Origin of the sequence: Dyella sp. AtDHG13 (assembly GCF_003201105.1) — a bacterium.
Taxonomy (GTDB): Bacteria; Pseudomonadota; Gammaproteobacteria; order Xanthomonadales; family Rhodanobacteraceae; genus Dyella; species Dyella jiangningensis_B.
In genome coordinates, this window is record NZ_QICJ01000002.1 from 386,172 (window position 1) to 412,550 (window position 26,379).

The 26,379-nt window shown below is 65.5% G+C and carries 19 protein-coding genes; 6 read left to right on the forward strand and 13 right to left on the reverse strand.

Annotated features, from left to right (window positions below):
* Positions 1-29 precede the first annotated feature (29 nt).
* Complete coding sequence (locus BDW41_RS04535; protein ID WP_074546844.1) at positions 30-731, forward strand: pirin family protein; 702 nt, start codon at positions 30-32, stop codon at positions 729-731.
* Between the two features lie 106 nt (positions 732-837).
* Positions 838-1,785 carry an MBL fold metallo-hydrolase gene (locus BDW41_RS04540; RefSeq protein ID WP_199535273.1) on the forward strand — a complete coding sequence of 316 codons (948 nt, stop codon included), beginning with the start codon at positions 838-840 and terminating at the stop codon, positions 1,783-1,785.
* Between the two features lie 11 nt (positions 1,786-1,796).
* On the opposite strand, the gene BDW41_RS04545 is transcribed toward BDW41_RS04540, so the two are convergent.
* The gene (locus BDW41_RS04545) at positions 1,797-2,408 is read right to left on the reverse strand and encodes a TetR/AcrR family transcriptional regulator (RefSeq protein ID WP_074546846.1); all 612 of its coding nucleotides are present in this window, start codon (positions 2,406-2,408) and stop codon (positions 1,797-1,799) included.
* 70 nt (positions 2,409-2,478) lie between these two features.
* Between BDW41_RS04545 and BDW41_RS04550 the strand changes: the two genes are divergently transcribed.
* A complete protein-coding gene (locus BDW41_RS04550) occupies positions 2,479-3,753 on the forward strand; it encodes an MFS transporter (protein ID WP_074546847.1) in 1,275 nt (424 codons plus the stop codon).
* Here BDW41_RS04550 and BDW41_RS04555 read toward each other — a convergent pair whose 3' ends face one another.
* The 12 genes from BDW41_RS04555 to cmk all read right to left on the reverse strand — a co-directional run bounded on the left by BDW41_RS04555 (position 3,754) and on the right by cmk (position 22,564).
* On the reverse strand, positions 3,754-4,110 hold the full coding sequence (locus BDW41_RS04555) for a tRNA-binding protein (protein ID WP_074546848.1): 357 nt from the start codon (positions 4,108-4,110) through the stop codon (positions 3,754-3,756).
* Positions 4,107-5,396, reverse strand: a complete 1,290-nt coding sequence (locus BDW41_RS04560) for an FAD-binding oxidoreductase (RefSeq protein ID WP_074546849.1) — start codon at positions 5,394-5,396, stop codon at positions 4,107-4,109. The genes BDW41_RS04555 and BDW41_RS04560 overlap by 4 nt, the downstream gene beginning before the upstream one ends.
* Positions 5,397-5,484: 88 nt before the next feature.
* Positions 5,485-7,878: a penicillin-binding protein 1C gene (gene pbpC / locus BDW41_RS04565; RefSeq protein ID WP_074546987.1), complete on the reverse strand. Its 2,394-nt coding sequence runs from the start codon at positions 7,876-7,878 to the stop codon at positions 5,485-5,487.
* Between the two features lie 47 nt (positions 7,879-7,925).
* Positions 7,926-13,961: an alpha-2-macroglobulin gene (locus BDW41_RS04570; protein WP_074546850.1), complete on the reverse strand. Its 6,036-nt coding sequence runs from the start codon at positions 13,959-13,961 to the stop codon at positions 7,926-7,928.
* 275 nt (positions 13,962-14,236) lie between these two features.
* On the reverse strand, positions 14,237-15,109 hold the full coding sequence (gene galU, locus BDW41_RS04575; protein ID WP_074546851.1) for a UTP--glucose-1-phosphate uridylyltransferase GalU: 873 nt from the start codon (positions 15,107-15,109) through the stop codon (positions 14,237-14,239).
* The gene (locus BDW41_RS04580; RefSeq protein WP_074546852.1) at positions 15,110-17,005 is read right to left on the reverse strand and encodes a nucleoside-diphosphate sugar epimerase/dehydratase; all 1,896 of its coding nucleotides are present in this window, start codon (positions 17,003-17,005) and stop codon (positions 15,110-15,112) included.
* Positions 16,992-17,996: a glycosyltransferase family 4 protein gene (locus BDW41_RS04585; RefSeq protein ID WP_233496774.1), complete on the reverse strand. Its 1,005-nt coding sequence runs from the start codon at positions 17,994-17,996 to the stop codon at positions 16,992-16,994. The genes BDW41_RS04580 and BDW41_RS04585 overlap by 14 nt, the downstream gene beginning before the upstream one ends.
* Before the next feature lie 34 nt (positions 17,997-18,030).
* Entirely contained in the window at positions 18,031-19,206 is a 1,176-nt protein-coding gene (lapB, locus tag BDW41_RS04590; RefSeq protein WP_074546854.1) for a lipopolysaccharide assembly protein LapB, read from the reverse strand.
* A complete protein-coding gene (locus BDW41_RS04595; protein WP_074546855.1) occupies positions 19,203-19,472 on the reverse strand; it encodes a LapA family protein in 270 nt (89 codons plus the stop codon). The genes lapB and BDW41_RS04595 overlap by 4 nt, the downstream gene beginning before the upstream one ends.
* A 198-nt stretch (positions 19,473-19,670) precedes the next feature.
* Positions 19,671-19,958, reverse strand: coding sequence for an integration host factor subunit beta (locus BDW41_RS04600; RefSeq protein WP_074546856.1), 288 nt, complete (start codon positions 19,956-19,958; stop codon positions 19,671-19,673).
* 69 nt (positions 19,959-20,027) lie between these two features.
* Positions 20,028-21,701, reverse strand: a complete 1,674-nt coding sequence (gene rpsA / locus BDW41_RS04605) for a 30S ribosomal protein S1 (protein WP_074546857.1) — start codon at positions 21,699-21,701, stop codon at positions 20,028-20,030.
* A gap of 182 nt (positions 21,702-21,883) precedes the next feature.
* Entirely contained in the window at positions 21,884-22,564 is a 681-nt protein-coding gene (cmk, locus tag BDW41_RS04610) for a (d)CMP kinase (RefSeq protein ID WP_074546858.1), read from the reverse strand.
* A gap of 115 nt (positions 22,565-22,679) precedes the next feature.
* Between cmk and BDW41_RS04615 the strand changes: the two genes are divergently transcribed.
* From BDW41_RS04615 to BDW41_RS04625, 3 genes are all read left to right on the forward strand, one after another.
* The gene (locus BDW41_RS04615) at positions 22,680-22,937 is read left to right on the forward strand and encodes an acyl-CoA-binding protein (protein WP_074546859.1); all 258 of its coding nucleotides are present in this window, start codon (positions 22,680-22,682) and stop codon (positions 22,935-22,937) included.
* A 170-nt stretch (positions 22,938-23,107) separates the two neighbouring features.
* A complete protein-coding gene (locus tag BDW41_RS04620; protein WP_074546860.1) occupies positions 23,108-25,126 on the forward strand; it encodes an NADPH-dependent 2,4-dienoyl-CoA reductase in 2,019 nt (672 codons plus the stop codon).
* 308 nt (positions 25,127-25,434) lie between these two features.
* Positions 25,435-26,331 (forward strand): LysR substrate-binding domain-containing protein, encoded by an 897-nt coding sequence (locus BDW41_RS04625; protein WP_074546861.1) that lies wholly within the window; start codon positions 25,435-25,437, stop codon positions 26,329-26,331.
* Positions 26,332-26,379 lie beyond the last annotated feature (48 nt).

Consider the following 26,379-nt stretch of genomic DNA (forward strand, 5'->3'; position numbering starts at 1 on the left):
GCAGCGCATCCCACCATCAGGAGTGCCGCATGATCGACCGTCGACCTTTCAGCAGTCTGGGCGGAGCCAACCACGGCTGGCTCAACGCCAAGCACCATTTCTCGTTTGCGAACTATCACGACCAGTCGCGCATGGGCTGGGGCGCGCTGCGCGTGTGGAACGACGACACCATCGCGCCGCAGACGGGCTTTCCGCCCCACCCTCATGCTGACATGGAAATCATCACCTACGTTCGCGAAGGCGCGATCACGCACCAGGACAGCCTTGGCAACAAGGGCCGCACGGTCGCGGGCGACGTGCAGGTGATGAGCGCCGGCACGGGCATCACGCATGCCGAGTACAACCTCGAGAGCGGCAACACGCAGATCTTCCAGATCTGGATCATGCCCGACCAGCACGGCAACGCGCCCTCGTGGGGCACGAAGCCGTTTCCGATCGGCGACCGCTCCGGCCGCTTCGTCACGCTCGCCAGCGGTTTTAAGGAAGACACCGATGCGCTTCCGCTGCGCACCGATGCGCGCGTGCTTGGCGCCACGCTGAAGGCCGGCGAGACCGCGGTGTACGAGCTCGATGGACGTCGCTACGCGTATCTGGTGCCGGCCAAGGGCAAGCTCGAGGTGAACGGTGTCACGCTCGATGCGCGTGACGGCGCGGCGATCCGCGACGAAACCAAGCTCACCGTCACCGCGCTCGAAGACTCGGAACTGGTGCTGGTCGACAGCGCACCGTGAGTCCGGATGGCGGGCGGCCACGCCTGCCATCCTTCCGACCAAGGTGGGAGTGAACCACCGCAGCGACCTTGCTAACCTCGCACGATCACTCCGCGCGAGGTTGGCGATGAATCACGGCGTCCACGTCATCGACACAGGCTTTGTCCGCCCACGGTTCGATGCGGCTTACCTGCTCGTCGAAGAAGGTCGCGCCGCGTTCATCGACTGCGGCACGAATCACAGCGTGCCTCGCATGCTCCAGGCGCTCGACAAGGCAGGACTCACGCCTGCCAGCGTCGATTGGCTGATCCTCACGCATGTCCATCTCGACCACGCCGGCGGCGCGGGAGAGCTGATCGCGCAATTGCCGAACGCGCGTCTGGTGGTGCATCCACGCGGCGCACGGCACATGATCGATCCCAACCAGCTGTGGGCCGGCGCATCGGCGGTCTACGGCGAGGACGTGATGGAGACGACGTACGGGCGGTTGCGTCCGGTTGCCGCCGAGCGCGTGGACGAAGCGCCCGACGGTCACGTGGTTTCGCTCAACGGCCGCCCCCTGCTCTGCCTCGATACGCCAGGACACGCGCGCCATCATCTGAGCGTGTACGACCGCCAGGCAAACGTGTGCTTTACCGGCGATACGTTTGGTCTCTCATACCGGGAATTCGATACGGCGAACGGTCCCTTCATACTGCCGACGACCACGCCGGTACAGTTCGACCCCGATGCGCTGCATGCCTCGATTCGCCGCCTGGTGGGCCTGAAGCCCTCGGCGATGTACCTCACCCACTTCGGTCCCGTGGAAAACGTCGGGAAGCTGGCGAACGACCTGCACGCGCAGATCGATGCCATGGTGAACATCGCCACCGCCGCGCAGGCGCATTCGTCGGATAAAGGGCAGCGACACGAAGCCATGAAGGCCGCGTTGACCGACCTCTATCTGTCGCGCGCGCAGGCGCATGGTTGGGCTGGCGATCGCGCGTCGTTGCTCGACCTGCTCGGCATGGACGTGGAACTCAATGCGCAAGGCCTGGGCGTGTGGCTGGACAGCCGCAAGACATCCGCCGCCTGACAATGCGCGCTTCAGCGCAACGAGGCATCGATCAGCTGATTGGCCACCGCGACGAGGGACTCCGCGGGGCCGTGCTCCCCGAACATCTGCCCTGAGGCGTAGGTGCCTTCCAGCAGCAATAGCAAGCCATCCGCCAGCATGTAGGGCTCCCTGGCTCCCATCGCCGCCGACAACTCCACCAGGCGCTCGCGGAGCTTGCGCTTGTGTGTTTCGGCGACCATGCGGGCCGGATGGTCATCGCCCGGATATTCCACGACGGCATTGGTCAGTCCGCAGCCGCGGTATCCCGCTTGCGTGGCGCGCTGGGAAAGGCCCTCGATATAAGCCATCAGCTGCGCACGCGCATCGTCGGGATGCGTCTGCGCACCGGCCTCGAACACTTTCCAGAACGCCACTTCGTAGTCGCGCAGGTACTCCGCGGCAAGCTCGTCCTTGGACGCGTAGCTGCGGTAAAGGCTGGGCTTGGTCACGCCGGCCTTGGTGACGATTTCCTCCACGCCAATGGCGCGGATGCCTTCGCGGTAGAACAGCTCACGCGCGGTGCGCCGTATGCGCTCGGCGGCCTTGGGCTTACCTTCGACCGCAGGCTCGGCGGGCTCGGCAGGGGAATGTTTGTTCGACATGGCGCACGACTCTTGACAATGTTACCGATCGGTACGTACGATCCGCAAACCTTCCGTACCGACCGGTAACATGACTATACAGCGCACCCGCCCCTTCGGCCAGAAGTACGCCTTTGTCGTTGCCGGCGTGATCTTTCTTGCCCTGCTGGCCGCCGCCGGCGTCCGCGCCGCGCCCGGCGTGCTCATCCTGCCGCTGGGCAAGGCCTTTGGATGGAGCCGGGACACCATTTCGCTCTCCGCCGCGCTCGGCATCTTCCTCTACGGCATGGTCGGCCCGTTTGCCGCGGCGCTCATGCAGGCCGTGGGCGTGCGCCGCACCCTGATCGGCGCCCTGGTGCTGATGGCCGTGTCCATCTCGGCCAGCGCATGGATGACCCAGCCCTGGCATCTGATGGTGACCTGGGGCCTGTTCTCCGGCATCGGCTCGGGCTGCGTCGCCATCGTGCTTGGCGCCACGGTGGTGAACCGCTGGTTCGTCACGCATCGCGGCCTGATAATGGGCCTGCTCACCGCCAGCACGGCCACCGGCACCCTGGCCTTTCTGCCCGCCTTGGCGGCCATTGCGGAACATGGCGGCTGGCGTCCCGTGGTGTGGACGGTCGCCGCCGGCTGCGCCCTGCTGATTCCGCTGGCGTGGTGGCTGCTGCCGGAGCGCCCGTCCGACATCGGCCTGCGCCCCTACGGCGCCACCGAGGACGAGGTCGACACCGCACCACGCCGCAACCTGCTCTCCATCGCCCTGGGCACGCTGGCCGCGGCATCGAAACAGCGCACGTTCTGGTTCCTGTTCGCCACGTTCTTCATCTGCGGCTTCACCACCAACGGCCTGATCGGCACGCACTTCATCGCGATGTGCGGCGACCACGGCATTCCCGAAGTGCGCGCGGCGGGCCTGTTGGCGATGATGGGCGCGTTTGATCTCGTCGGCACCACGCTCTCGGGCTGGCTGACCGACCGCTACGATCCGCGCAAGCTGCTCTTCGTGTACTACGGTCTGCGCGGCCTTTCGCTGATCTGGCTGCCCTATTCCGATTTCTCGTTCGCCAGCCTGTCGTTGTTCGGCATGTTCTACGGCCTCGACTGGATCGCCACGGTGCCACCCACCCTGCGCCTTGCCACCGAAGCCTTTGGCGATCGCGACGCACCGGTAGTGTTCGGCTGGGTGGCGGCCGGCCATCAGGTGGGCGCCGCGAGTGCCGCGTTTTTCGCAGGCGCGTTGCGCACGCAGAGCGGCAATTATCTGCAGCCCTTCGTGGTTGCGGGCATCACCGGCCTGATCGCGGCCGGGCTGGCGCTGATGATCAATCGCCGTGCGCGGCTGCAACCAGCCTTGCAGGCCGGTTGATCAGGCCAGGCGCGTGCCGTTGGGAACGGGGCGTTCGACCGCGGTAAGCACGACGCCCTCGTCGGTGGGAAACCCGGTGAGCAGGAACTGGGAACGGAACGGCCCCACCTGCTTTTCGGGGAAATTGATGACGCCCACGACCTGGCGGCCGATCAGATCCTCGGCGCGATAGAGCTGCACGATCTGCGCGCTGGTCTTCTTCTCGCCGTATGGCCCGAAATCCACCCACACTTTCCATGCCGGCTTGCGCGCTTCGGGAAACGGCTCCACGCGCGTGACGGTTCCCGCCACGATCAATACCTTCTCGAAATCCGCCCAGCTGATGTCTTCCAGCGCCTTCGCATCCATCCCGCTCATCCTTCCAATCGCGTCTTGAACCAGTCCTTGCCCTGCTGCCACCAATAGCTGGCCTGCGCGCCTAGGTAACCGAACGGCCGATAGGTGGGATCCAGCCCATACGGCGCGAACTGTTTCCAGCGGTCGTCGCCATCGGCCAAGGCCGATGCCAACAGATCACCCGCCGCGCAGGTCGGGGCGAGCCCATGTCCACCGAACGCCTGCGCCCACCACAGGCCATCACCGCTGGTGCCGATCTGCGGCATCTGGTGGCGGGCGTAGCTCATCAAGCCCGACCACGCGTAATCGATGCGCACGCCCTTGAGCTGCGGAAACACGCGCAGCAGATCCCGTATCAGCAGGCGCTGTACCGCACGCGGCGAGCGATCGCGCACGGAAATCCGGCCTCCCCACAGCAGGCGGCTATCGGGCAGAGGCCGGTAATAGTCGAAGGCGAAGCGGGAGTCGTACACGGCCGCGCGTGTTTCCAGCGCATCGTTGAGGCGCTCTCCCAAGGGCTCGGTCACCATCACATAGGTGGCGATGGGCAGGATCGCCCGATCTACCTGCCGCTTCAGCCCTGCGAGATAGCCGCCGCAGGCAAGCACGACCTGATCGGCATGCACGGCGCCCTGTGCGGTTTCCACACGCCAACGCGAGCCGTCGCGGCGCAGCTGCCAGACGTCAGTGTTTTCATGCACGCTCACGCCCTGCTTTGCCGCGGCGCCGGCCAGGCCAATGGCGAGGTTCAGCGGGTGCAGGTGCAGCGCGTCGCGCTCATAGAGTCCGTCGTAGTAGCGGGTGGTGTGCACGCGCGCACGTAGCTCGCTTTGCGGCAGCCATTCCCATGCCACATCATAGTGCTTCGCCAACAACTCCTGGCGCTGGCGCAGCACCGCCGGGTCGCGGAACCAGTTCGCCCAGATCACGCCTTCGTCGACCAGATCGCAGGGAATGGCATAACGCGACACGCGCTCGCGGATACGCGCAACAGCATCGGTGGTCAGCCCGAACAGCGCGCGGGCCGCATCCTGTCCGCGCTGGTCGAGCAGGGCTTGCTCTCCCAGCGAATAGCCGCCGAACACGAAGCCGCCGTTGCGCCCGGAGGCGCCAAATCCGACCTGCTCGCGCTCCAGCAACACCACGTCGCGCACGCCGCGCTCGGCCAAGCCAAGCGCCGTATGCAGGCCCGCGAAACCGCCACCAATGATGGCGATGCGCGCATCCACCTTGCCTTGCAGCGGCGCAAATGGCGTGTACGGCGTCGCCGTGGCGCGGTAGTAGGAAACAGCCGGTGACGAAGTCATGCGTTGGGCGTGGGCTTGTCTCGGTACAGGCGATCAAGCATAGCGCAGCCGTGCGGCGTCTCCCCGCCATGACGCATGGCAGGGGCGCTCAGTCGACGACATTCACGCCTAGCGGGCGCATGTCGCTGCGACCGCGGTCGTCCACCACCCGCACTTCGTAGTTGCCGGCGGTGCCGGGCTGCCAGAACAGCGGCTCGCCCGGCACGCTGCGCCCTACGTAGGCATCGTTGACGAACCAGTACATCTCATGGACGGAGGCATCCGCATTGGCGCTGAAGGCGATGCGATCCTCGCCGCTGGACTTGAGCCGCAAGGCGTAGATGCTGCCGCGCAGCGGCGAGGTGATGGACGGCGGCTCGCCGTCGACGCCGCTCAGCACGCAGGCATCGTTGCGTGGCGGCGCGCGGCGCGGAATGCCGGCCTGCACGAACACGCGCTGCAACTCGGATGGCCAGTACTCGTAGACCTCCACATGAGTGCGCTTGCCCGCGTACGGCGGACAGGCGGGCTTGCCGGTGTCATCGTCAATCACCACCGGGCGATGCACCTGGCTCACGCGGATGGGCGACTTGCCCGGAATGAACCAAGTCATGCCACGCTGCGGACACCACTGATTGGGCAGGTCGCCACTGGCGAGACAGATCTCCACGCGTTTGAGGTGTGCAGGCATATGCCGCAGCGGTTCGGCCATGCGCGGCTGCGCGGCCCTCAGCGCGTCCACCATCTGGAAGAACAGCGGCGCCGCCGCGTCCACGCCCACGAAGGCGGGATTGCTGCTGCCGTCGAAATTGCCCACCCACACCACGAGCACATACGGCCCGAAGCTGCCGGCCGTCCACGCATCGCGGAAGCCCCACGACGTGCCGGTTTTCCAATACACCGGCAGGCGATCCGGCTGCGCGCCGGTGGTCTCGTCCGGCCGTGGATTCTGCCGCAGCATGTCCATGACCATGAAGCTGGCTTCGTCACTCAGCAGGCGCGTGCCGGCGGTTTGCGGATCGTCGGCCAGCAGGCGCAACGGTTTGAGTTCGCCGCGGTTGGCCAGCATGGCGTAGAAGCCGCCCAGCTCCTGCATGGTGACCTCGCCGCCGCCCAGCACCAGCGCCAGGCCGTAGTGCTTTTCGCTCGCCATGCGGCTGATGCCGGCATCGCGCAGAAACTGATAGAGACTCGGTTGTTGCAACTGCGAGGCCACCCACACGGCGGGGATATTGCGGCTGCGTATCAGGGCTTCCGTGGCCGTCACCGGTCCCAGGAAGTGCCCGTCGAAGTTTTCCGGTGCGTAGGGACCAAAGGCGGTCGGTACGTCACGCAGCACCGTCTGCGGATGCAACACGCCCTGGTCGAAGCCAAGCGCATAGATGAAAGGCTTGAGCGTCGAGCCGGGCGAACGCTTGGCGAGCGTGCCGTTCACCTGTCCCTGGATATCGGCGTTGCCGTAGTCGGCGGATCCCACCAGGGCCTTGATGCCCATGTCGCGCGTGTCCACCAGCAGCGCCGCGACATTGCGGATGCCGCGTCCGCTGTTGCGTTCCACGTAGCGATCCAGCTGGCGCTCCAGCACGTGCTGGAGATCGAGATCCAGCGTGGTCGTCACGCGGCTGTCCCTGTCGCTGGACATCATGCGGCGCGCAGCGAGCACCTGATCCACCGCATGCGGTGCCTCGAACGGCAACTGCGACAAAGGGCGAAGGCGCAACGGCAACGCAAACAATGGCTGCAGGCCGGCATCCTTCGGATGCAATGTTTTCCAGCGCACATAGAGCCGATTGCGCGAATCGCTGAGCCGGCGGCTGATAAGGTCAGGCGCATCCCCGCCCGCCTGCAGGCGACGGCTGGGATCCTGCGGGATCACCGCCAGCGTCAGCGCTTCGGGCAGGCTGAGCCTGTCGGCAGGCTTGTCGAAGTACGCCAGGCTCGCCGCGCCCACGCCTTCCACGTTGCGGCCGTACGGCGCGTAGTTGAGATAGGCCTCGAGAATCTGGTCCTTGGAGTAGAACAACTCCAGTTGGATCGCCCGCGCCACCTGCCGCAGCTTGCCCGCCGGCGTGCGCGTATTGAGCCGCCACAGCAGGCGCGCCAGCTGCATGGTGATGGTCGAGCCGCCCTGCCGATTGCCGTGGCTCACGTAAGTGACCCAGGCGCCGCGCATCAGTCCATAGGGATTGAAGCCGGGATGCCAGCGATACCAGCGGTCTTCGTGCAGCAAGACGCCATCCACCAGGGCGGGCGATACGTCCTTGAGCGGCACCCACAGACGGTAGCGCTGGTCATTTGCCAGGGTGAGGCGCAGCAAGCGGCCATGCGCGTCATAGACCGCCGTCGACGATGGCAGCCACGCATTCAGCGGACGATGCGGCCACCACCGGCACCCCACCAGCAATGCGGCGAGCAAGGCCGCGCCCACCAGCCAGTTCTGCCAACGGAGGACCCAGCGGACCATGGCGTGCCAGCAACGGACGATGGGCGAAGACATGAGCATGCGTGACATCCGCAGGCGCGCCCACCGGAGCGGGCGCGCCTTATCCATCAGGGTTGACGGACGACTTCCAGGGTCTTGCCGCCCGCCGTGCGCGCCTGCACGCGGCGGTCGTACAGCGCTTCGCCATAGGCCGGCGGCACGATGAACTTGCCGGCATTGGTGGCCTTGATGCGGTACACGAATTCACCGACGTCGGACGTGGCAGAGCCGTAGAGCACCACGCGATCCTCGCGGATGTCGGCGTACTCCAGCGCCCAGGTGGCCTTGCCCACGCCGATGGGCGAACGCCATTCGCTGGCCTTCACCTCGCTGTCGCCGCCGCCATCGCTCGCGTCGCTCCCATCGGGCTGCTGGTCCGTCACGGCCGGCGGCGGCTGGATCACCGGCTCGAAACCGCCCGGCAGCAAATCGACGATGGCCACGTCGTCCACGCCGCTGTCGTCCGTGGCGCGGATCTTCAGATGCACGTCGATCTCCTGGCCGATGGTCACCTTGTCGATGGCCTTGCCGTTGGTATCGGTGTAATCGCGGGTGATTTCCAGCCCCTGCTTGATGGCCTTGGCCGGCTGGTCACGGTCGTAACCGCCTTGGCTCACCACGCGCCACGCCGGCAGCGTGCTGTCGTTGGTGAAGCGCAGGCGTTTGGCGTCCGCATTCCAGCTGCCCGCCTGCAGCAGGTTGCCCTGCGGCGCAGCGATGGACTTCACCGAACCGTCGGCCATCACCTGGTCGATGCGCAGCTTGTCGAGCTGCACGTTGTTCTCCTGCGCATACGTATCCAGCGCCAGCAGCACCATCGACGACGACAAGGTGTTGTACCAGCCGTACTGCAACGGTTCGGTGATGTTTTCCATCACGCGCGGCGGCAGTGACTTCGCGCGATCGGGGAAGTGCTTGCTCAGCAGGTACAGCGTGCTGGCGTCGCGGATCAGCGAGTCGTAGTAGTAGCCATAGCTGTAATCCTTGTCGGCCTTGCTGCGCTCGAGCAGCTTCTGCGGACCGGCGATGAGCTGCGCGGCCTGCTTGTCCTGCTTGAGCAACTGGTACGACGCCGCCAGCCATGCCGCAGCCAGGTCGTTCTTCCACTGGTCAGGATAGGCGTCCTGCAGGCGTTTCTGCACCGCCGCCAGGTCATTGGTGGTGACATTGCCCTGGCGGGTCAGCAGGTACACCGCGTAGGCGCGCTGGCGCACCAGGTCGAGACCGTCCAGCGTATCGTCGCTGGCGAGCTGCTTGAGGTACTTGTTGCCCGCCTCGAACATGTCACGCGGAATGTCCACGCCGCGGTCCTTCGCCTCCAGCATGAAATGCATGGCGTAGGTGGACACGAACGGATTGGCATCCGGCGTGGCCGACCATAGGCCGAAGCCGCCCTGCCCGTTCTGGCGCGAATGCAGCACGTCCAGGAATTGCGACAACGCCTCTTCGTTGCTGAGCTTCTTGCCGCCGTTCATCGCCGGCTGCAGGGCATCGGCGAACACCTTTACCTGCGGCCACTTGGACAACACCAGCCGCGGCATGGCCGCACTGACGAGCTGCTCGCTGCAGTAGTGCTGGAAGTTCACCAGATAGGTGGTGAGGCCGCTCGATAGCACGACCGGGATGTTGGAGATGGCCGAGTCACGCGAGGCGTATTCGCTGTACATGCGACGCAGGTCCGGCTGGTCCTGCTTGCTGCCGGCGTCCACGCGGCCCACGTCCACCTGCGTGCGATAGGCCGAGGCCGGGCGCACCGACACATCCACGCTCTGGCGCGCCGACTTGTCGCCGTAGCCTGCCGTGAAGCTCAGGTTGCCGGAGCCCAGCTTGTCGGTCGCCTTGACGCGGAACGTCACCACGCCCTCGCGCATCTCGCCGAGGTTCAGGCTCTGCGTCGGCGTACCGACGATCTGCAACTGCGGGCCGGTCTTCAGCGTTACCGCCACCGGCACCTGCTTGCCGCCCAGCCCCGTGAGGTTGTTGGCGACGCCCACGCTGACGTCCACTTCGTCGCCCGGCGCGAGCGTGGTCGGCACGTTCGGCGAGAGCACGAAATCGCCGCGCACCGTGGTGCTGCCCTCGTAGGTGCCGACGCGATCGGACGACACGGCCACCGCCATCACGCGCAGCTTGCCGTTGAAGTAGTCCGGCACCTGATAGGTGAAATCCTTCTCGCCATTGATGTCGACGATGCCGGACCAGTACGCCACCGGCTTGTCGCGCTTGCGCTTGAACGGGTTGAGCTGGCGACCGATGGCTGCGTCAGCGTCACCGCCGGGCGCCGCCATGGCCATCAGCTTCTCGAAGTCCGGCAGGATCAGGTCGAGGATCTGCGAAGTACCCACTTCCAGCATGCGCTTGCGGAAGAAGAACTTCAGCGGATCGCCCAGCTTGTAGCGCGCCACCTGCAGGATGCCCTCGTCCACGGCGAACACCACCGCGCGCGTGGGCTGCGGTGCGCTGAGCTTGAAGGTCACCGTATCGCCCGGCTTCACCACGGCCGGCGACTCCACCTTGATGGCGTTGCGGCGCGCGTCCAGGTTTACCGAGAACGGCACCACGCCGTAGCTCAAGGGGCTCATGAAGATCTCGTCGGAGGACGGATCGCGGATGTACTGCACGTTGATGTAGCCGTTGCCCTCGAAATCCGCAGGCACGGTGATGTGCTGCACCGAGCTGCTGGTATCGGCGTGGAACCACGCATGCGCGTAGACCTTGTCGCGCTCGATGGTGATCAGGCCACTGCCGGCATAGGGCGCGCGGATGGCGATGTCCACCGACTCGCCCGGCGCGTAATCCTGCTTGCTCAGGTTGAGCTGCAGCTCCGCGTTGCGATCCAGCGAACGCGAGACGTTGGCGGCACCGGCCACCGAATACTCCACGCGGTTCACTTCCACGCCGTCGCTGCTGCGCACGATCACCAGCGCGTAGTTGCCCGGCTTGTCGGTCGGCAAGGCGTAGTCCATGCCGTTGGCGGGCACCGACAAGGGCTGCTCGTTGATCGTCACTTCCTTGAGCTTGGACTGGTACTTGTAGACGCCCGAGTCCTGCTTGGTGAGCACGGAGAGGTAACGCCGCTCGATCAGGCGCGCCTTGAGGTCCTTCAACGCGATCGACTTGGCCGTGTGGTCGATGGCGACCAGGTGCACGCTGCGCGTCGCATCACGATTGATGTAGTCCAGGTTGTCGACCGACTTGTAGCCCACCAACCAGTCGTTGCTGGACACCAGTGTCTGCGCGGCGGCGGCGACACTGCGGCCGCCTTCCGGCTCATACGCCTTGGCCAGGAAATACAGCTGATAGGTGGCGTCGGCGTACTTCTTCAGGTCGAGATCGAACTCCGCGTGGCCCTTGTCGTCGGTCTTGCCGTCCTGCAGCTTGTCCTCGTAACCCTCCTTGGCGCGACGCACGTCGTAGAAGTGGTAGTCCGGCCAGCTGCGGAACGCCGGCCATGCCGGACGCAGGGTCAGCGACGCCTCGACACGGCGATCCGCCGCGGGCGTGCCGAACAGGTTCATCACGTCCACGATGCCCTTGATCTGGTCGGGCTTGACCCAGCCTTCCGGCACCTGCCCGGCCAGCTTGGCCTCGACCTTCATGCGGTCGGGCAGAAATTCCTTCACCTGCACCGTGGTGCTGCCGATCTGCGCGCCGGCCTTGCCGTCCTTGACGATGTAGAGGTTCACCGTCCATGTGCCGGTCGGCGCCGTTTCGGCGGGTGCGTATTCGAGTTCGCCAAAGCCGGAAGCATCCATGGACATGGGCAGCTGCTTCACCGTCATGCCGCGTGGATCGACGATTTCCGCCTGCAGCGGCACGCCGACCACGCTGCGCGTCCAGCTGGCCGCGCGCACGATCAGGCCAATGTGGAAGGTGTCGCCCGGCCGATAGATACCGCGATCGGAGAACAGGTAGGACGACAGCTGCCCTTCGTTCTGAGCATTGCGCTCGCCGCCCACGTCGAAGCGCGAGAAGTCGAGCTTGCGTTCGTAGCTGGTCGAGCCGCCGATGGGCAGGAACGAGAGATCGTCGCCCTTCTTCACCACGTAGAGCGTGGGCTGCTTTTCGCGATCCAGGCCCTTCAAGGTGGGGAAATGCACCACGCCATCCGCCGAGGTGGTGTCGCTGAACAGCGTCTGCCCGTTCACCGCCAGCACGGACACCGTCGCGCCGCCCACCGGCTGACCGCTATGGATGGATTGCACGAACACATCCTGGCTGCCATCCAGCGAGCGCTTCACCAGCATGCCCAGGTCGGTCACCACGATCAGGCGCGTGTCGGTGGGGCTGGACGTGTCGCCGCCATCGCCGTTGTCGGCCATCTCGCCCTGCTCGTCGCCGCCCTCTTCCGGCTCGTCGCCGGCGCTGTCGTTGGTCGGCGCTGCCTGCGGCTGGTTCTCCGCCGCCTTCCTGGCCTCTTCCTTCTTCTTCTCGGCTGCGGCGTCGTAGCTGGAAAGATGCAGCAGGAACACGCCGCGCTTGCCTTCCTTCAGGTACTGGCCCAGATCGATGCCTTCGTAATGGGCCTTGGCGGGGTCATCCTTGGGGAAGCTGCGCTTCTGCTCGAAGCGTTCCACGATGTGGTCTTCGCTGAAGTCGTAGCTCAACTCGGGGCGCGCGTACGTGCCCTGGTTGAAGCTCACCAGATGCTGCAGCTGGTCGGGCAGCACGCGGCCGACTTCGACACGCATGCCCGGCAGGTTGCGCGACACCACGGAGATGCGCTTGCTGCCCGACATGGAGAGCAGCGAACCGTCCGCCATGAAACGCAGCAGCTTGGGATAGTTGGGCACGGCGACGACCGTGGTGTAGGCCTTGCCCAGGATGTAGCCGCCGAAGGATTTCAGCCCCTTGTCGACGCGCACGTAGATGCGCTGCCCAGGCGCCGCATGGAACTTGAAGCTCTGCACGGCCTCGTAGTCATTCTCGGTCGGCACCATCTCCAGTTTCAGCGGCTGGCTCTGGCGCAACAGCGCCTCGCCGACTTCGGATGCCGCCCAGTCATACGGCGGCGCGTCGTCGGCCTGCTCCTCTCCCGGCTTGCGCGCGGGCAGCACCCACGCCTTCACCAGGCCGGCCAGTTCGCTGTCGCGCACCGTGCCGCCGACGTTGACCATCAGCACCTGCTCGGGCTCGTACTTTTCGTTGTCGACGAGGGTGGGTTCGACGCTTTCGATGGAGAGGCTGTACAGCCCCGGCACGCGCACCTGCGCTTTGATCGGCTCGCTGGTGCCATCGCCGCCGCGCGCGCTGCGGACGCCCTTGGCGATGGTGTAGGCCACCGCGCTTTCATCGCGCGGCAGGGAAAGCGGCTGCGAATGGATCCAGGCGTGCAGCTTGTACTGGTCGTAGGTGACGGTGTACTTGAGCGCGGCATCGCCACCAACGCGCTGCTTCAGGCCCACGTCGATGCGCTTTTCGAACTCCGCGCTGTCGACCGGATAATTGAACGTCACCGGCAGGATGGTCTTCTTCGCCGTGGCGTCCTGCGGATCCTGGTAGAACTCGCCGTTCTCCACCTTCGCTTCGAACGCCGGGGTATCGAATGCGAAATGGTCGTCGGCCATCAGCACGTGGCGTGCGAATGCCTTGGCAACCTCGAAGCGCACTTCGAAATGCTTGCCGACGGGCCAGTCTTCCGCGGGGACGAACTTGAGCGTGCGGTCGTCGACCCAGCTCCACTGACCCTTCATCGCCGGCTGCAGGGTGACGCCTGCCGTCACCGGCTTGCCGACCTGCTCGATCGGCGCGGCGGATCCGGAGAAGGTCACCATCAGCGGATGGATGACGATGGGCTGGTGGGCGTAGTCCGTGATGGCGGGCGCGGACGCGCTCAGCGTGATGCGGGAGGGCTCCACCGGCTGGGGGCGATTCTTGTACCACTGCCAGCCAAACCAGCCGCCGCCCAGTACCACCAGCGCGGCCAACAAGGTGCCTGCGGCATGCACCGGGCGGCGCCGGACCCAGCCGCCCGTGGCGGGAAGCCAGGCAGGCACGGACCAGCTGACCTGCCCCACCAGGGGGCGCAGTATCAGGCCTATGCCAGCGAAAAGCCCGCGCAACAGACGCAAGGGCAACAAGAGCAGAAATCGCAGCAGATCCATGATGCCTTCCCGGTTTTCATCCAATGAACACGGCGCCACGCCGGCCAGGCGAAGCCAGGTGCGCCAAAACGCCCGCCTCTCGCGAAGCGGACCCGACCACACCGGCTTACCCTGTCAATAGCATGCTCGCCAGACATGGCGAAATGCGGCAGGGATTCTGACATGCCCGCGTCAGCAACGCATGCGGACGCGGGCGGTATAGGAAAAACCTGACATCACGACGGGAGGTCCGCCGCGAGAACGCCGGCCCCTTGCGGGCCGGCGTCGAATGACACTCAGAGCGTCGCCATGATCTCGCGCACGACCGGCGCAAGCTTGGGATCCTGCATGGCCATGTGCATGGTGGCGCGCACCAGGCCGGCCTTGTTGCCGCAGTCGAAGCGCGTGCCCTCGAAACGATAGGCAAGCACCTTGCCCTGTTCCTTCAGCAAGGCGTCGATGGCGTCGGTCAACTGGATCTCGCCGCCGGCACCCGGCGTGGTCTGCTCGAGCAGCTCGAAGATGCGGCCCGGCAGGACGTAGCGACCCACCACCGCAAGGTTCGACGGCGCATCCGCCGGCTTGGGCTTTTCCACCATGTGGCGGATCTGCGCACTGCGGTCATCGACCGGCGTGGCATCGACGATGCCGTACTTATCGGTGTCGCTGGGCGGCACTTCCTCCACCGCGATGACGCCGGCGCTCTGCGACTGCGCCAGCTCGGCCATCTGGCGCAGAGCGCCCTTGCCCTTGTTCCAGATCAGGTCGTCGGGCAGCACCACGCCGAACGGCTCGTCGCCCACCACCGGCTTGGCGCACAGCACCGCGTGGCCAAGGCCTAGCGCCTCGGGCTGGGTGACGAAGATCGCGCGCACGTGCTTGGGCAGCGTGCCCTGCACCAGCGCGAGCAGTTCGTCCTTGCCCTTTTCCTGCAGCTTGGCTTCCAGCTCGTACGCCTTGTCGAAGTAGTCGGCAATGGCGTGCTTGTAGCGGTTGGTGACGAAAATCAGCGTGTCGGCGCCCGCGTCCACCGCTTCGTCCACGGCGTACTGGATCAACGGACGATCCAGCACCGGCAGCATTTCCTTGGCGACCACCTTGGTCGCGGGAAGGAAACGCGTACCGAGACCGGCCACGGGAAACACGACCTTGCGCAACGGCTTGCTCACTCACTTTTCTCCTGATTCATTACGACGCAGCTCCACCACGTTGTCCGCCTGCACCGTGTCGCTCCAGCGGAACGACGGCAGCAGGTTGGAGACACACTGGCGCAACGTTTCCTCGTCATAGGCCACGACGGCATCGGCCGCCCTGGCCATCTGCGCATTGAGCAGATCCCACTTCACCGGACGGTACTGCGCCAGGAAGATCTTGGCGTGCGTGGTCTCGATGTAGTTCTCCAGCGGGTGGAACAATTCCTCGAACAGCTTCTCGCCAGAGCGCAGGCCGGTGTAGACGATGGGAATCTCGGTGCCAGGCTTGCGGCCGGCGAGGCGGATCATCTGTTCGGCCAGGTCGCGGATCTTGATCGGCTCCCCCATGTCCAGCGCGAAGATCTCGCCGCCCTTGCCGATGCTGGCCGCCTGCAGGATGAGCTGGCAGGCCTCGGGAATGGTCATGAAGTAGCGGGAGATCTCCGGGTGCGTGATGGTCACCGGGCCGCCGTTGCGGATCTGCTCGCGGAACAGGGGCACCACGGAACCCGCCGAATCGAGCACGTTGCCGAATCGCACCGTGATGAAGTGCGTATTGGAATGCTCGTTGAGGTTCTGGCACCAGATTTCCGCCAGGCGCTTGCAGGCACCCATCACGCTCGTGGGGTTGACCGCCTTGTCGGTGGAAATGAGCACGAAGCACTCGACATGGTGGCGATCCGCCAGGTCGGCCACGTTGCGCGTCGCCAGCACGTTGTTGCGGAACGCCGCGCGCAGTTGCGCCTGCAGCATGGGCACGTGCTTGTAGGCCGCCGCATGGAAAACCACCTGCGGCTTGTATTCGGAGAACAGCTTGCGCATGGCGGCGGAATCGCCACAGTCGGCCAGCACGCCTTCGTAGATCAGCTCCGGATACTCGGCGCGCAATTCCTGCGAGATCCGGTACAGGTTGAACTCGCAGTTGTCGACCACGCACAGCGACTGCGCGCCCAGGCGCGCCACCTGCCGGCAAAGTTCCGAGCCGATGGAACCGCCGCCGCCCGTCACCAGCACGCGGCGCCCGGTCAGCGTCACGCGAATGGCCGTCCAGTCGAGCTCGACGGTGTCGCGGCCCAGCAGGTCCTCGATGGCGACTTCCTTGATCTCGTTGAAGTGCGCGCGCCCGGAGACCACGTCCTCCAGCTTCGGGATGGTGCGGTACGGCAGGCCACTGAGGTCGCACAGTTCGACCACGCGGCGCATTTCCTGCGTGGATGCGCCCGGCATGGCGATGAGCAGCATCTGCACCGCCACTTCGCGGGCAAGCTCCGGAATCTGGTCGATGCGACCCAGCACGGGCTTGCCGTTGATGCTGGCGCCGCGCAGGCTTTCCTTGTCGTCGACGAAGCCGACGACGGAGAAGCCGTGGTCGCGGTGAAGATCACGAGACAACGCCTCGCCGGCGCGATCGGCGCCCACGATGAGAACGCGCTGAGCCGGCTTGGCCTGAAACAGGTCGACGCGGCTGTCCTTCCAGAACCGGTAGGCGAGCCGGGGCGCGCCCAGCAGCACCGACAGCACCACGGGATACAGCAGCAGCACGGAGCGGGGAACGTCGGCCAGGCGGTTGTAGAGGATCAGCACCGCCGCGATGGCCAGCGCGCCGATGACGGCCGCACGCAGGATGTTCCACAGGTCGGGAAGGCTGGCAAAACGCCAGACGCCCTTGTACAGGCCCGTCCAGCTCAGCACGGCCCCCTGCACCAGCAGCACCAGCGGAAACTCCAGCGCATGGAAGCTGATCGCGGCGTTGTCGATCATGGCGTAGCGCAGGGCCTTGGCCACCCACCAGGCCAGGGCAGCCATCAGCAGGTCGTGGAGCACCACGGCCGTTCGCGGATGAATGACACCGACCCATTTACGTAGCGACATGTCGACCCTTGTTCCCTGCGCGCCAAAGGCATCGGCGCTTCATGACAATCCAAACGGCGGTCGCTATCAGATAGGTGCCGACACATACCGGCACCGACCATGCGGGCCTGGCCCATGCGAGGTAAGCGAGCGGTGCCGCCACCAGCATGTTCCAGCCCAGATAGCACGCCCCCCCCGTGGCATGCGTGAATCCACTGCGGACCATCCACTGGTACAGATGTTCGCGATGCGCAGTGTACCAACGACGGCCACTCACCATACGGCTGAGAAGCGTAAGGGTAGCGTCCGCTACAAAAGATGAACTGAGGATCAGGGCCGGCCAGACGAGCTGGCTGTGCTGGCGCCACAGCAGGGCCGTGAAGGCGAAAATCAGCAGCCCCATGGTGCCGCTGCCCACGTCACCCATGAAAATGCGGGCCCTGGGCCGGTTGAAGTACCAGAAACCCAGGGCGGCGGCTGCCAGGCAGGCGCAGGCCGTGGTCATGGCAGGCTGCGCCGCCGACCACGCGAGCAGCCCCAGGCCCACGCCGACGAAGATCACCTGCTGGGCCAGCAGGCCGTCGATGCCGTCCATGAAGTTGTGCAGATTGATGCTCCAGCCGCCGGCCAGCATCAGCACGGGCACCCACCACCAGGACATGCCGGAACCGGCCAGCGCCGCGGCAAGCAGGCCGGCCGACAGCAGTTGGATGCCGAACCGGGGCAGCACCGGTAGGGAGGCATGGTCGTCCCACCAACCCACCGCCGCGACCAGGGCCGTGCCGGTCGCCAGGGCCACCACCACCATCGGGGGCAACGCTCCCGGAAGCGCCCAAAGGCTCGCCGGCACGGTCAACAGCACCGCCACGACGATGCCGATGCCGCCGCCGCGAGGCGTGGGAAGCGTGTGCGAGCGGCGTTGTCCGGGCAGGTCCATCATGCCGCGGCGATGCGCGTAAGCGATGGCGCCCCGCACCACCACCATCGCTATCACCCAGGCGGCCAGCACCATCCCTATCGCCAGCGGGCCAAAATTCATCCGCGCCTCATTCGTTGGCCACGCCATGAATCGGGCGGATGGTGCTCCAGCTCTTGCAACTGGGGCATTGCCAATGGTGCGCCTTGGCGCCGAAACCGCATCGGCTGCAGCGATACATGGCCTGGCCTTCCAGCAGCTTTTTGGTCAGATCGCGCAGGATCAGGAAGTTCTCCCGCGCCTCGCCTTCCATCTTGTCCATGGTGGCGTCGATCAGCGCCATCAGGCCGCGCACCGACGGGCGCTGGCGAAGCTGCGAGGTCAGGAACTCCACCGCCGTGCGCTCGCCGTCGCGCTGCTGGTAAAGGCGCGTCAGCGCCAATACCGGCGAAATGCCGTGGTAACGCTCCAGGATGTCGCGCAGGAAATGCTCGGCATGCTCCATCTGCTGCGAACGCGCGTAGCTGTTGAGCAAGGGCGGCAATATCTCGGGAACGAAGGCGATGTCCGCCTCCACCGCATGCTCATAGGCCTTCGCCGCTTCCGCATGCTGCCCTTCCTCGGCATACAGACGCCCGGTCAACATGAAGGCGCGCACGCAATCGGGCTGGCAGGCAAAGGCCTGCCGCAGGTATTCGCGCGCATCCTGCCGTGCGCCGTGCTGGCGCGACTGCTCGGCCAGTTCGCAGTAGAACTGGGCGATCATACCGGCCTCGTCCTCGCCGGTCATGGCTTCCAGTCGGCGCGCATGCTCGATGGCCTTGTGCCAATCGCGCTCGTGCTGATAGATGGCGATGAGATGACGCAGGGCCGAAGGCGCGTGGGCGTCCATCGCCACCAGGTCGGAAAACAGGGTTTCGGCGCGATCCAGCAGGCCCGCGCGCATGTAATCCTCGCCCAGCTCCAGCAGGGCGACCGTCTTCATGGCATCGGAAAGCCCGGGACGGGACACCAGGTGCTGATGCAGGCGGATCGCGCGATCCACCTCGCCGCGACGGCGGAACAGGTTGCCCAGCGCAAGATGGGTTTCCACCGTGTCGCGGTTGTATTCGGCCAGCTTGAGGAACACCTCGATGGCCTTGTCCTGCTCCTCGTTGAGCAGGTAGTTCAGGCCGCGGAAGTAGTCCGAGGACAGCTCGCTGACCTGCGCGCCGGAACGCCGCACGCCCGCTCGGCGCGCCGTCCACCAGCCACTTGCAAATGCTGCCGGTACCAGCAGGATCAATACGTACAGAAGCGCGCTCATGCACCGGCCGGTGAGGTTTTGGCCTTGCCGCCCGACTGCCCCGCCGCTTTGCGGCGCAGGCGCTGCTGCCTGGCGCTGACGCCCAGCCAGGCCGTGAGCCCGCCCAGCAGCCAGCCGATCACCAATGCCAGCAGCAAGGCTGCTCCCTTGGGTACCGAAAGTTGCGCAAAGCCCAGGTCATAGCCGACCAGATCGGCATTCAGCGCCCCCAGCACGATGCCGGCGGCGATGAAGAGCAGGAGGATCAGCATGACGATCAGGCGCATGTCGCGACTTTAACCGATTGCCTTAAGCCGTCACAGGCGGTGGGCGGCCTCGCCCTTCACAAACCGGACGGCCAACGCAGTTCCGGATTCATCTGCCCTGCGCGCAAGAACCTGCCTTCAGGCAAAAAAGAAGGCAGGATCGGCTCGTCGCCGCCTGCCTTCATCAAGCTGATCCAAAGGGACGCCCGCGACGGGGCATCACTCCAGATTCATGTTGACGCGCTCGCGCAGTTCCTTGCCCGGCTTGAAGTGCGGGACATGCTTGCCCGGCAGGGCTACTGCGTCGCCCGTCTTGGGGTTGCGACCCATGCGCGGCGGACGGTAATGCAGCGCAAAGCTGCCGAAACCGCGGACCTCGATGCGCTCGCCATTGGACAGGGCATGGCTCATCTGTTCGATCACGCTCTTGACCGCCAGCTCCACGTCGGCAAACGCGAGATGGGTCTGACGCCGTGCCAGCGCCTCAATCAATTCGGATTTGGTCATGGGTCCCCAATGTCCGTGACGTGAAACCGCGGGGCGGCCGAGCGCCGCCCCGCATTCCTAGCAAGTACTTTAGTCAGCCTTGTTGAGCTGCTCCTTGAGCAGCGCACCGAGCTTCGTCGTGCCGCCGGAGGCGTTCGAGTACTCGGCCATGGCGTCGTGCAGTTCTTCTTCGTCCTTCGCGCGGATCGACAGCTGCAGCTGACGGCCCTTGCGATCCATACCGGTGAACTTGGCCTCGACCTTGTCGCCCACCTTCAGATGCTGCGTGGCATCGTCGATGCGCTCCTTGGCGATGTCGTTGGCGCGCAGGTAACCCTCCACGCCCTCGCCCAGGTCGATCACCGCACCCTTGGCGTCCACTTCCTTCACCGTGCCGGTGACGATGGTGCCGCGCGGGTTGGTGGCCATGAACTGGCCGAACGGATCCTGCTCCATCTGCTTGATGCCGAGGGAGATGCGCTCGCGCTCCGGATCCACGGCCAGCACCACGGCTTCGATCTCGTCGCCCTTCTTGAAGTTGCGCACGAGGTCTTCGCCGGAGGCCTGCCAGGAGATGTCGGACAGGTGGACCAGGCCGTCGATGCCGCCGTCCAGGCCGATGAAGATGCCGAAGTCGGTGATCGACTTGATCTGGCCGGATACCTTGTCGCCCTTCTTGTGCATGGCGGCGAAGGCTTCCCACGGGTTCGAGCGGGTCTGCTTGATACCCAGCGAGATGCGGCGACGCTCTTCATCCACGTCCAGCACCATCACTTCGGTCTCGTCACCGACCTGCACGACCTTGGCCGGGTTGACGTTCTTGTTGGTCCAGTCCATTTCGGACACGTGGACCAGGCCTTCCACGCCCGGCTCGATCTCGACGAAGCAGCCGTAATCGGTGACGTTGGAGACCTTGCCGAACAGGCGGCTGCCGACCGGGTAGCGGCGGGCGATGGCGACCCACGGATCGTCACCCAGCTGCTTGAGGCCCAGCGACACGCGGTTGCGCTCGCGGTCGTACTTCAGCACGCGGACGTCCAGCTCGTCGCCGACGTTGACGACTTCGGACGGATGACGCACTCGCTTCCACGCCATGTCGGTGATGTGCAGCAGGCCGTCGATGCCGCCCAGATCCACGAACGCGCCGTAGTCGGTGAGGTTCTTGACCGTGCCCTTGACCACCGCGCCTTCGGTCAGGCGTTCCAGCAGCTTCTCGCGCTCCTCGGAGAACTCGGTCTCGACGACGGCGCGGCGGCTGACCACCACGTTGTTGCGCTTACGGTCGAGCTTGATGATCTTGAACTCGAGGTCCTTGCCTTCCAGGTAGACCGGATCGCGGACCGGACGCACGTCGACCAGGGAGCCCGGCAGGAACGCGCGGACGTCCTTGATGTCGACGGTGAAGCCGCCCTTGACCTTGCCGGAGATCTTGCCGGTGATGGTCTCTTCCTTGTCGAAGGCCTGCTCGAGGTCGTCCCACACCATGGAACGCTTGGCCTTCTCACGGGAGAGCTTGGTCTCGCCGAAGCCGTCTTCCAGGGCGTCGAGGGCAACCTTCACCTCGTCGCCGACCTGCACTTCCAGCTCTCCGTTCTCGTCCTTGAACTGCTCGATCGGGACGATGCCTTCGCTCTTCAGGCCAGCGTTGATCACGACGACGTCGTTGCGGATTTCCACAACGATACCGGTGACGATCGCGCCCGGCTTCAGCTTGGAGATAGCCTGTTGGCTCTGTTCAAACAGCTCGGCAAAACTTTCAGTCATGTTGATTCCAGAAATGAGAAAAGGCCTTAGGTCCTTGTGCGCACCTGTGTGAATGGCGCACGGACGGTCGGCCCACCGGTTATGGGTGTCGCGGGATCATCCCTTGCGGGAACAACGCCCTTGGCACCGTTGACCAATATCCCCTGCCTGGGCAGGGGCGCCAAAAGCCGTCGGCAACCCGGTCAGGGCTGCACGACAGCCAATACTTTCGCGACGACGTCGTCGATGCCCATGCCGGTGGTGTCGATGAAAACCGCATCCGCGGCCGGCTTGAGCGGCGCGACCGCTCGTGAGGCATCACGGGCGTCGCGCGCTTCGATCTCGCGCTGAAGGGTGGCAAGTGTAACGCTCAGTCCCTTTTCCTTCAACTGCTTATAGCGCCTTTTCGCCCGTTCGGCCGCACTGGCGGTCAGGAACACCTTGAAGGGCGCGTCGGGGAAGATCACGGTACCCATGTCCCTGCCGTCGGCCACCAGGCCCGGGGCCTTGCGGAAAGCCAGCTGCATGTCGACAAGTGCCTGACGCACCGAGGGAATCGAGGCAATGGCCGAGGCCGCCGCGCCCGCCGTTTCGGTGCGCAATTCGTCGGTGGCGTCATGGCCGTTCACCAGCACGCGGGTGTCGTTGCCGTCGGCGGCCGCCTGGAATCGGATCCTGGTGGTCTCGGCGCAGCGGGTCACGGCCTCGGCATCGGAAAGGTCCAGGCCTTCCATGCCCGCCGCGTAGCCCACCGCCCGGTACAGCGCGCCCGAATCCAGCAGGCGCCAACCTAGTTTCTCAGCGACCATGCGACTGATGGTGCCCTTGCCCGACCCCGAGGGTCCGTCGATGGTGAGTACGGGGACGGACGAGGAAGGGGACATGGAGGCTCCTGACGGCGGCGAAAGAAAACGCATATGCTATCGCGTTGGTCCTCGCACGGAACGCGGGATGTCCACTCCCTACTCATTGTCCGTCTGAACCATGCAAGTCCTTACCATGACCGATCTGCGTCGCGAATTCGAACAGGCCGCCGAAGATGTCCAGCGGCTTGGCCAGCGACCGGACAACGATACCCTGCTCAAGCTCTACGCCCTCTACAAGCAGGGTTCCGAGGGCGACGTGCAGGGCGAGCAACCAGGCTTTTTCGATTTCGTCGGCACCGCCAAGTACGAAGCCTGGGCCCAATTGCGCGGCGTGTCGGAAGACGATGCCATGCAGCGCTATATCGAGCTGGTGCACGAACTGCTGAGCTGAGCCAGCCCGCGCCGGCCGCAGGTGCGGCGCCAAGGGGAAAACCGACACCATCCCAACGTCCCGGCTAGAAACCGAGGCATCGATGTCGTGCGCCTGCAAGCGCCCTCTTGCTTTCAAACGCCGTCCGCAGGCACATTCATACGATCGTTTGAACCCGGTCGACGGTCCGCATGAACTTTCCCCACCTGTTCTCCCCGCTTGATCTGGGGCACACCACCCTGCCCAACCGCATCCTGATGGGCTCGATGCACACCGGGCTGGAGGACAAGGCCAGCGACTACGACAAACTGGCCGCCTACTTCGCCGAGCGCGCCCGCGGCGGCGTGGGCCTGATGGTCACCGGCGGCATCGCGCCCAGCATCCAGGGATGGCTGAAACCGTTTGGCGGCCGGCTTTCGATGCCCTGGCACGTGGCGCGCCACCGCAAGCTCACCCGGGCCGTGCATGCCGAAGGCGGCAAGCTGTGCATGCAGATCCTGCACGCGGGCCGCTACGGCTATCACCCGCTTTCCGTCGCGCCGTCGAAGATCAAGTCGCCCATCACGCCGTTCACGCCACACGCGCTTTCCAGCGGCGGCGTCGAGCGCACCATCCGCGACTTCGTCCGCTGCGCGAAGCTCGCGCAGGATGCCGGCTATGACGGCATCGAGGTGATGGGTTCGGAAGGCTATCTGATCAATCAGTTCCTGACGTCGCGCACCAACCAGCGCAGCGACGCGTGGGGCGGCGACGCAGCGAAGCGCATGCGTTTCCCCGTGGAAATCGTGCGTCGCACGCGCGAAGCGGTGGGCCGCGATTTCATCATCATCTACCGCCTGTCGATGCTTGACCTTGTCGAGAACGGCCAGGACTGGAGCGAGATCGTCGCACTGGCCAAGGCCATCGAAGCAGCCGGCGCCAGCATCATCAACACCGGCATCGGTTGGCACGAGGCGCGGGTTCCCACCATCGTCACCAGCGTGCCGCGCGCCGGTTTCGCGTGGGTGACGAAGAAGCTCAAGGGCGAGGTGTCGATCCCGCTGATCACCACCAATCGCATCAACATGCCCGAGGTGGCCGAGCAGATTCTCGCCACCGGCGAAGCGGACATGGTGTCGATGGCGCGCCCGCTGCTGGCCGATCCCGCATGGGCCAACAAGGCCAAGGCGGGCCGCAGCGAGCGCATCAATACCTGCATTGCCTGCAACCAGGCGTGCCTGGACCATGTATTCAAGAACCAGCGTGCGAGCTGCCTGCTCAACCCGCGCGCCTGCCATGAAACCGAGCTGCGCATCGAAGCCGCTCCGTCGCGCAAGAAGATCGCCGTGGTCGGCGCAGGTCCCGCAGGCCTCGCCTGCGCCAGTACGCTCGCCGAGCGCGGCCACGCCGTGACCCTGATCGACCAGGCCAGCGAGATCGGCGGCCAGTTCAACTACGCCAAGCGCATTCCAGGCAAGGAGGAATTCCACGAAACCTTGCGCTACTTCCGTCATCGCCTTGACGACATGGGCGTGACGCTGAAGCTGGGACAGGTGGCCGATGCGTCCACGCTCGCGGCCGATGGCCACGACGAAGTCGTCGTCGCCACGGGCATCACGCCGCGTCGCGTGCACTTCCCCGGCAGCGATGACGCGCGCGTGCTCAGCTACCTCGACGTGCTCGCCCACGACAAGCCGGTGGGCCAGCGCGTGGCGATCATCGGCGCGGGCGGCATCGGCTTCGACGTGGCGGAGTTCCTGGTCGAACACGCCCCGTCGGCCACGCTCGACGTGTCCCGCTGGACCCGCGAATGGGGCGTGGACATGCAACTGTCGACGCGCGGCGGCCTTGCCACGGCGAAACCCGAAGCGCCTGCTCGCCAGGTCTGGCTATTGCAGCGCTCGGAAGGCCGTCCCGGCGCCAGGCTCAACAAGACCACGGGCTGGGTGCACCGCGCCACGCTCAAGGCCAAGCGCGTCACCATGCTCGGCGGCGTCAGCTATGAGCGCTTCGACGACGAAGGACTGCACATCACGGTGGACGGCAAGCCCCAAATACTGCCGGTGGACAACGTGATCGTCTGCGCCGGCCAGGAGCCGAACCGCGCGCTTGCCGATGCATTGGCCGCGGCCGGCATCAAGACCCACGTGATCGGGGGCGCCGACGTCGCGGCCGAGCTGGACGCCAAGCGCGCCATCGACCAGGGTACCCGCCTGGCCGCGAGCCTCTGACGGCCGTTGCGGCGGGAGCGAAGCCCTGCGCTCCCGCAACGCAAGCCACTGATCCCAAACGACAACGCCCGGCGCTAGGCCGGGCGTTGTGCTGGAAAAGGAAGCGCCCCGCTGGGCGACGCGTCGATATGGGTCAGGGGGGAGGAAGACCAGATATCGCGGGGATAGCGTCGCAGCGGGGCGAGGGTCGCCGGCACCTGGGGGGAGGGGACGGTGCCGGGACGGAAGAAATAATATGATCGACGCATTATAGAAACCAATATATTTTTCCCCCACCACTTATAGGCAAAACATCTTAAAGCCTCAAAATGTTCGACTTCCGTCAGCTTCGTTACTTTGTAACAGTCGCCGAGGAGCTCAGCTTCACCCGAGCCGCCCAGCGCCTGTACATCTCGCAACCGCCTCTTTCTCAGCAGATTCAGGCGCTTGAGAATGACCTGGGGGTGCGCCTGCTGGAGCGGAACAAGCGCAACGTCTCGCTGACCGAGCCGGGCAAGCTGTTCCTGGAACAGGCCCGGCAGATCCTGGACAAGGCCGAGGAGGCCCGGGCCCAGATGGCGGACGCCGCCACCGGCTTCAGCGGCAAGCTGCGGCTGGCCTATACCGTGTCGGTGACCTTTCACCCCGCCCTGCCCCAGACCCTGCTGCGCTATCGCAGCTTTGCGCCCCAGGTGCGCCTGATGCTCAGCGAGATGTACACCGAGCAGCAGTACGCCGCCCTGGTGGCCGGCGACCTGGACGTGGGCTTCGTCCGCGACGAGCCTGAACACCCTGGCATGGCCAAGCAGCTGCGGCTGGATGTGATCGACCGCGAGCCCCTGCTGCTCGCCCTGCCCGCCAACCACCCCATGGCCGACCGCGAAAGCATCTGGCTGCGCGAGGTCGCCATGGAGGCGTTCATCGTGCAGCCACGCGAACTGGCCGCCACCCTGTACGACCGACTGGCCCAGATCGCCGCGAAGGCCAATTTTCATCCGCTGATCCGCCAGCATGCCCAGCAGATCAATGGCCTGCTGGTGTTAGTGGCGGCCGGCATGGGTCTGGCCCTGGTTCCTGCCTCCATGCGCTCGGTGAACCTGCCGGGCGTCAAGTACCTGCAGTTGGAGGACCCGGACGCCTTCATGCTGCTCGCGCTGGCCAGCCGCATCGATGACCCCAACCCGGTCGTCCGCCGCTTCCTGAGCGCCATGACCGAGCCGGACTGATCCTGGATCTCATGGCCGCATGAACAAACCATTTGGCTGCCGATCCAA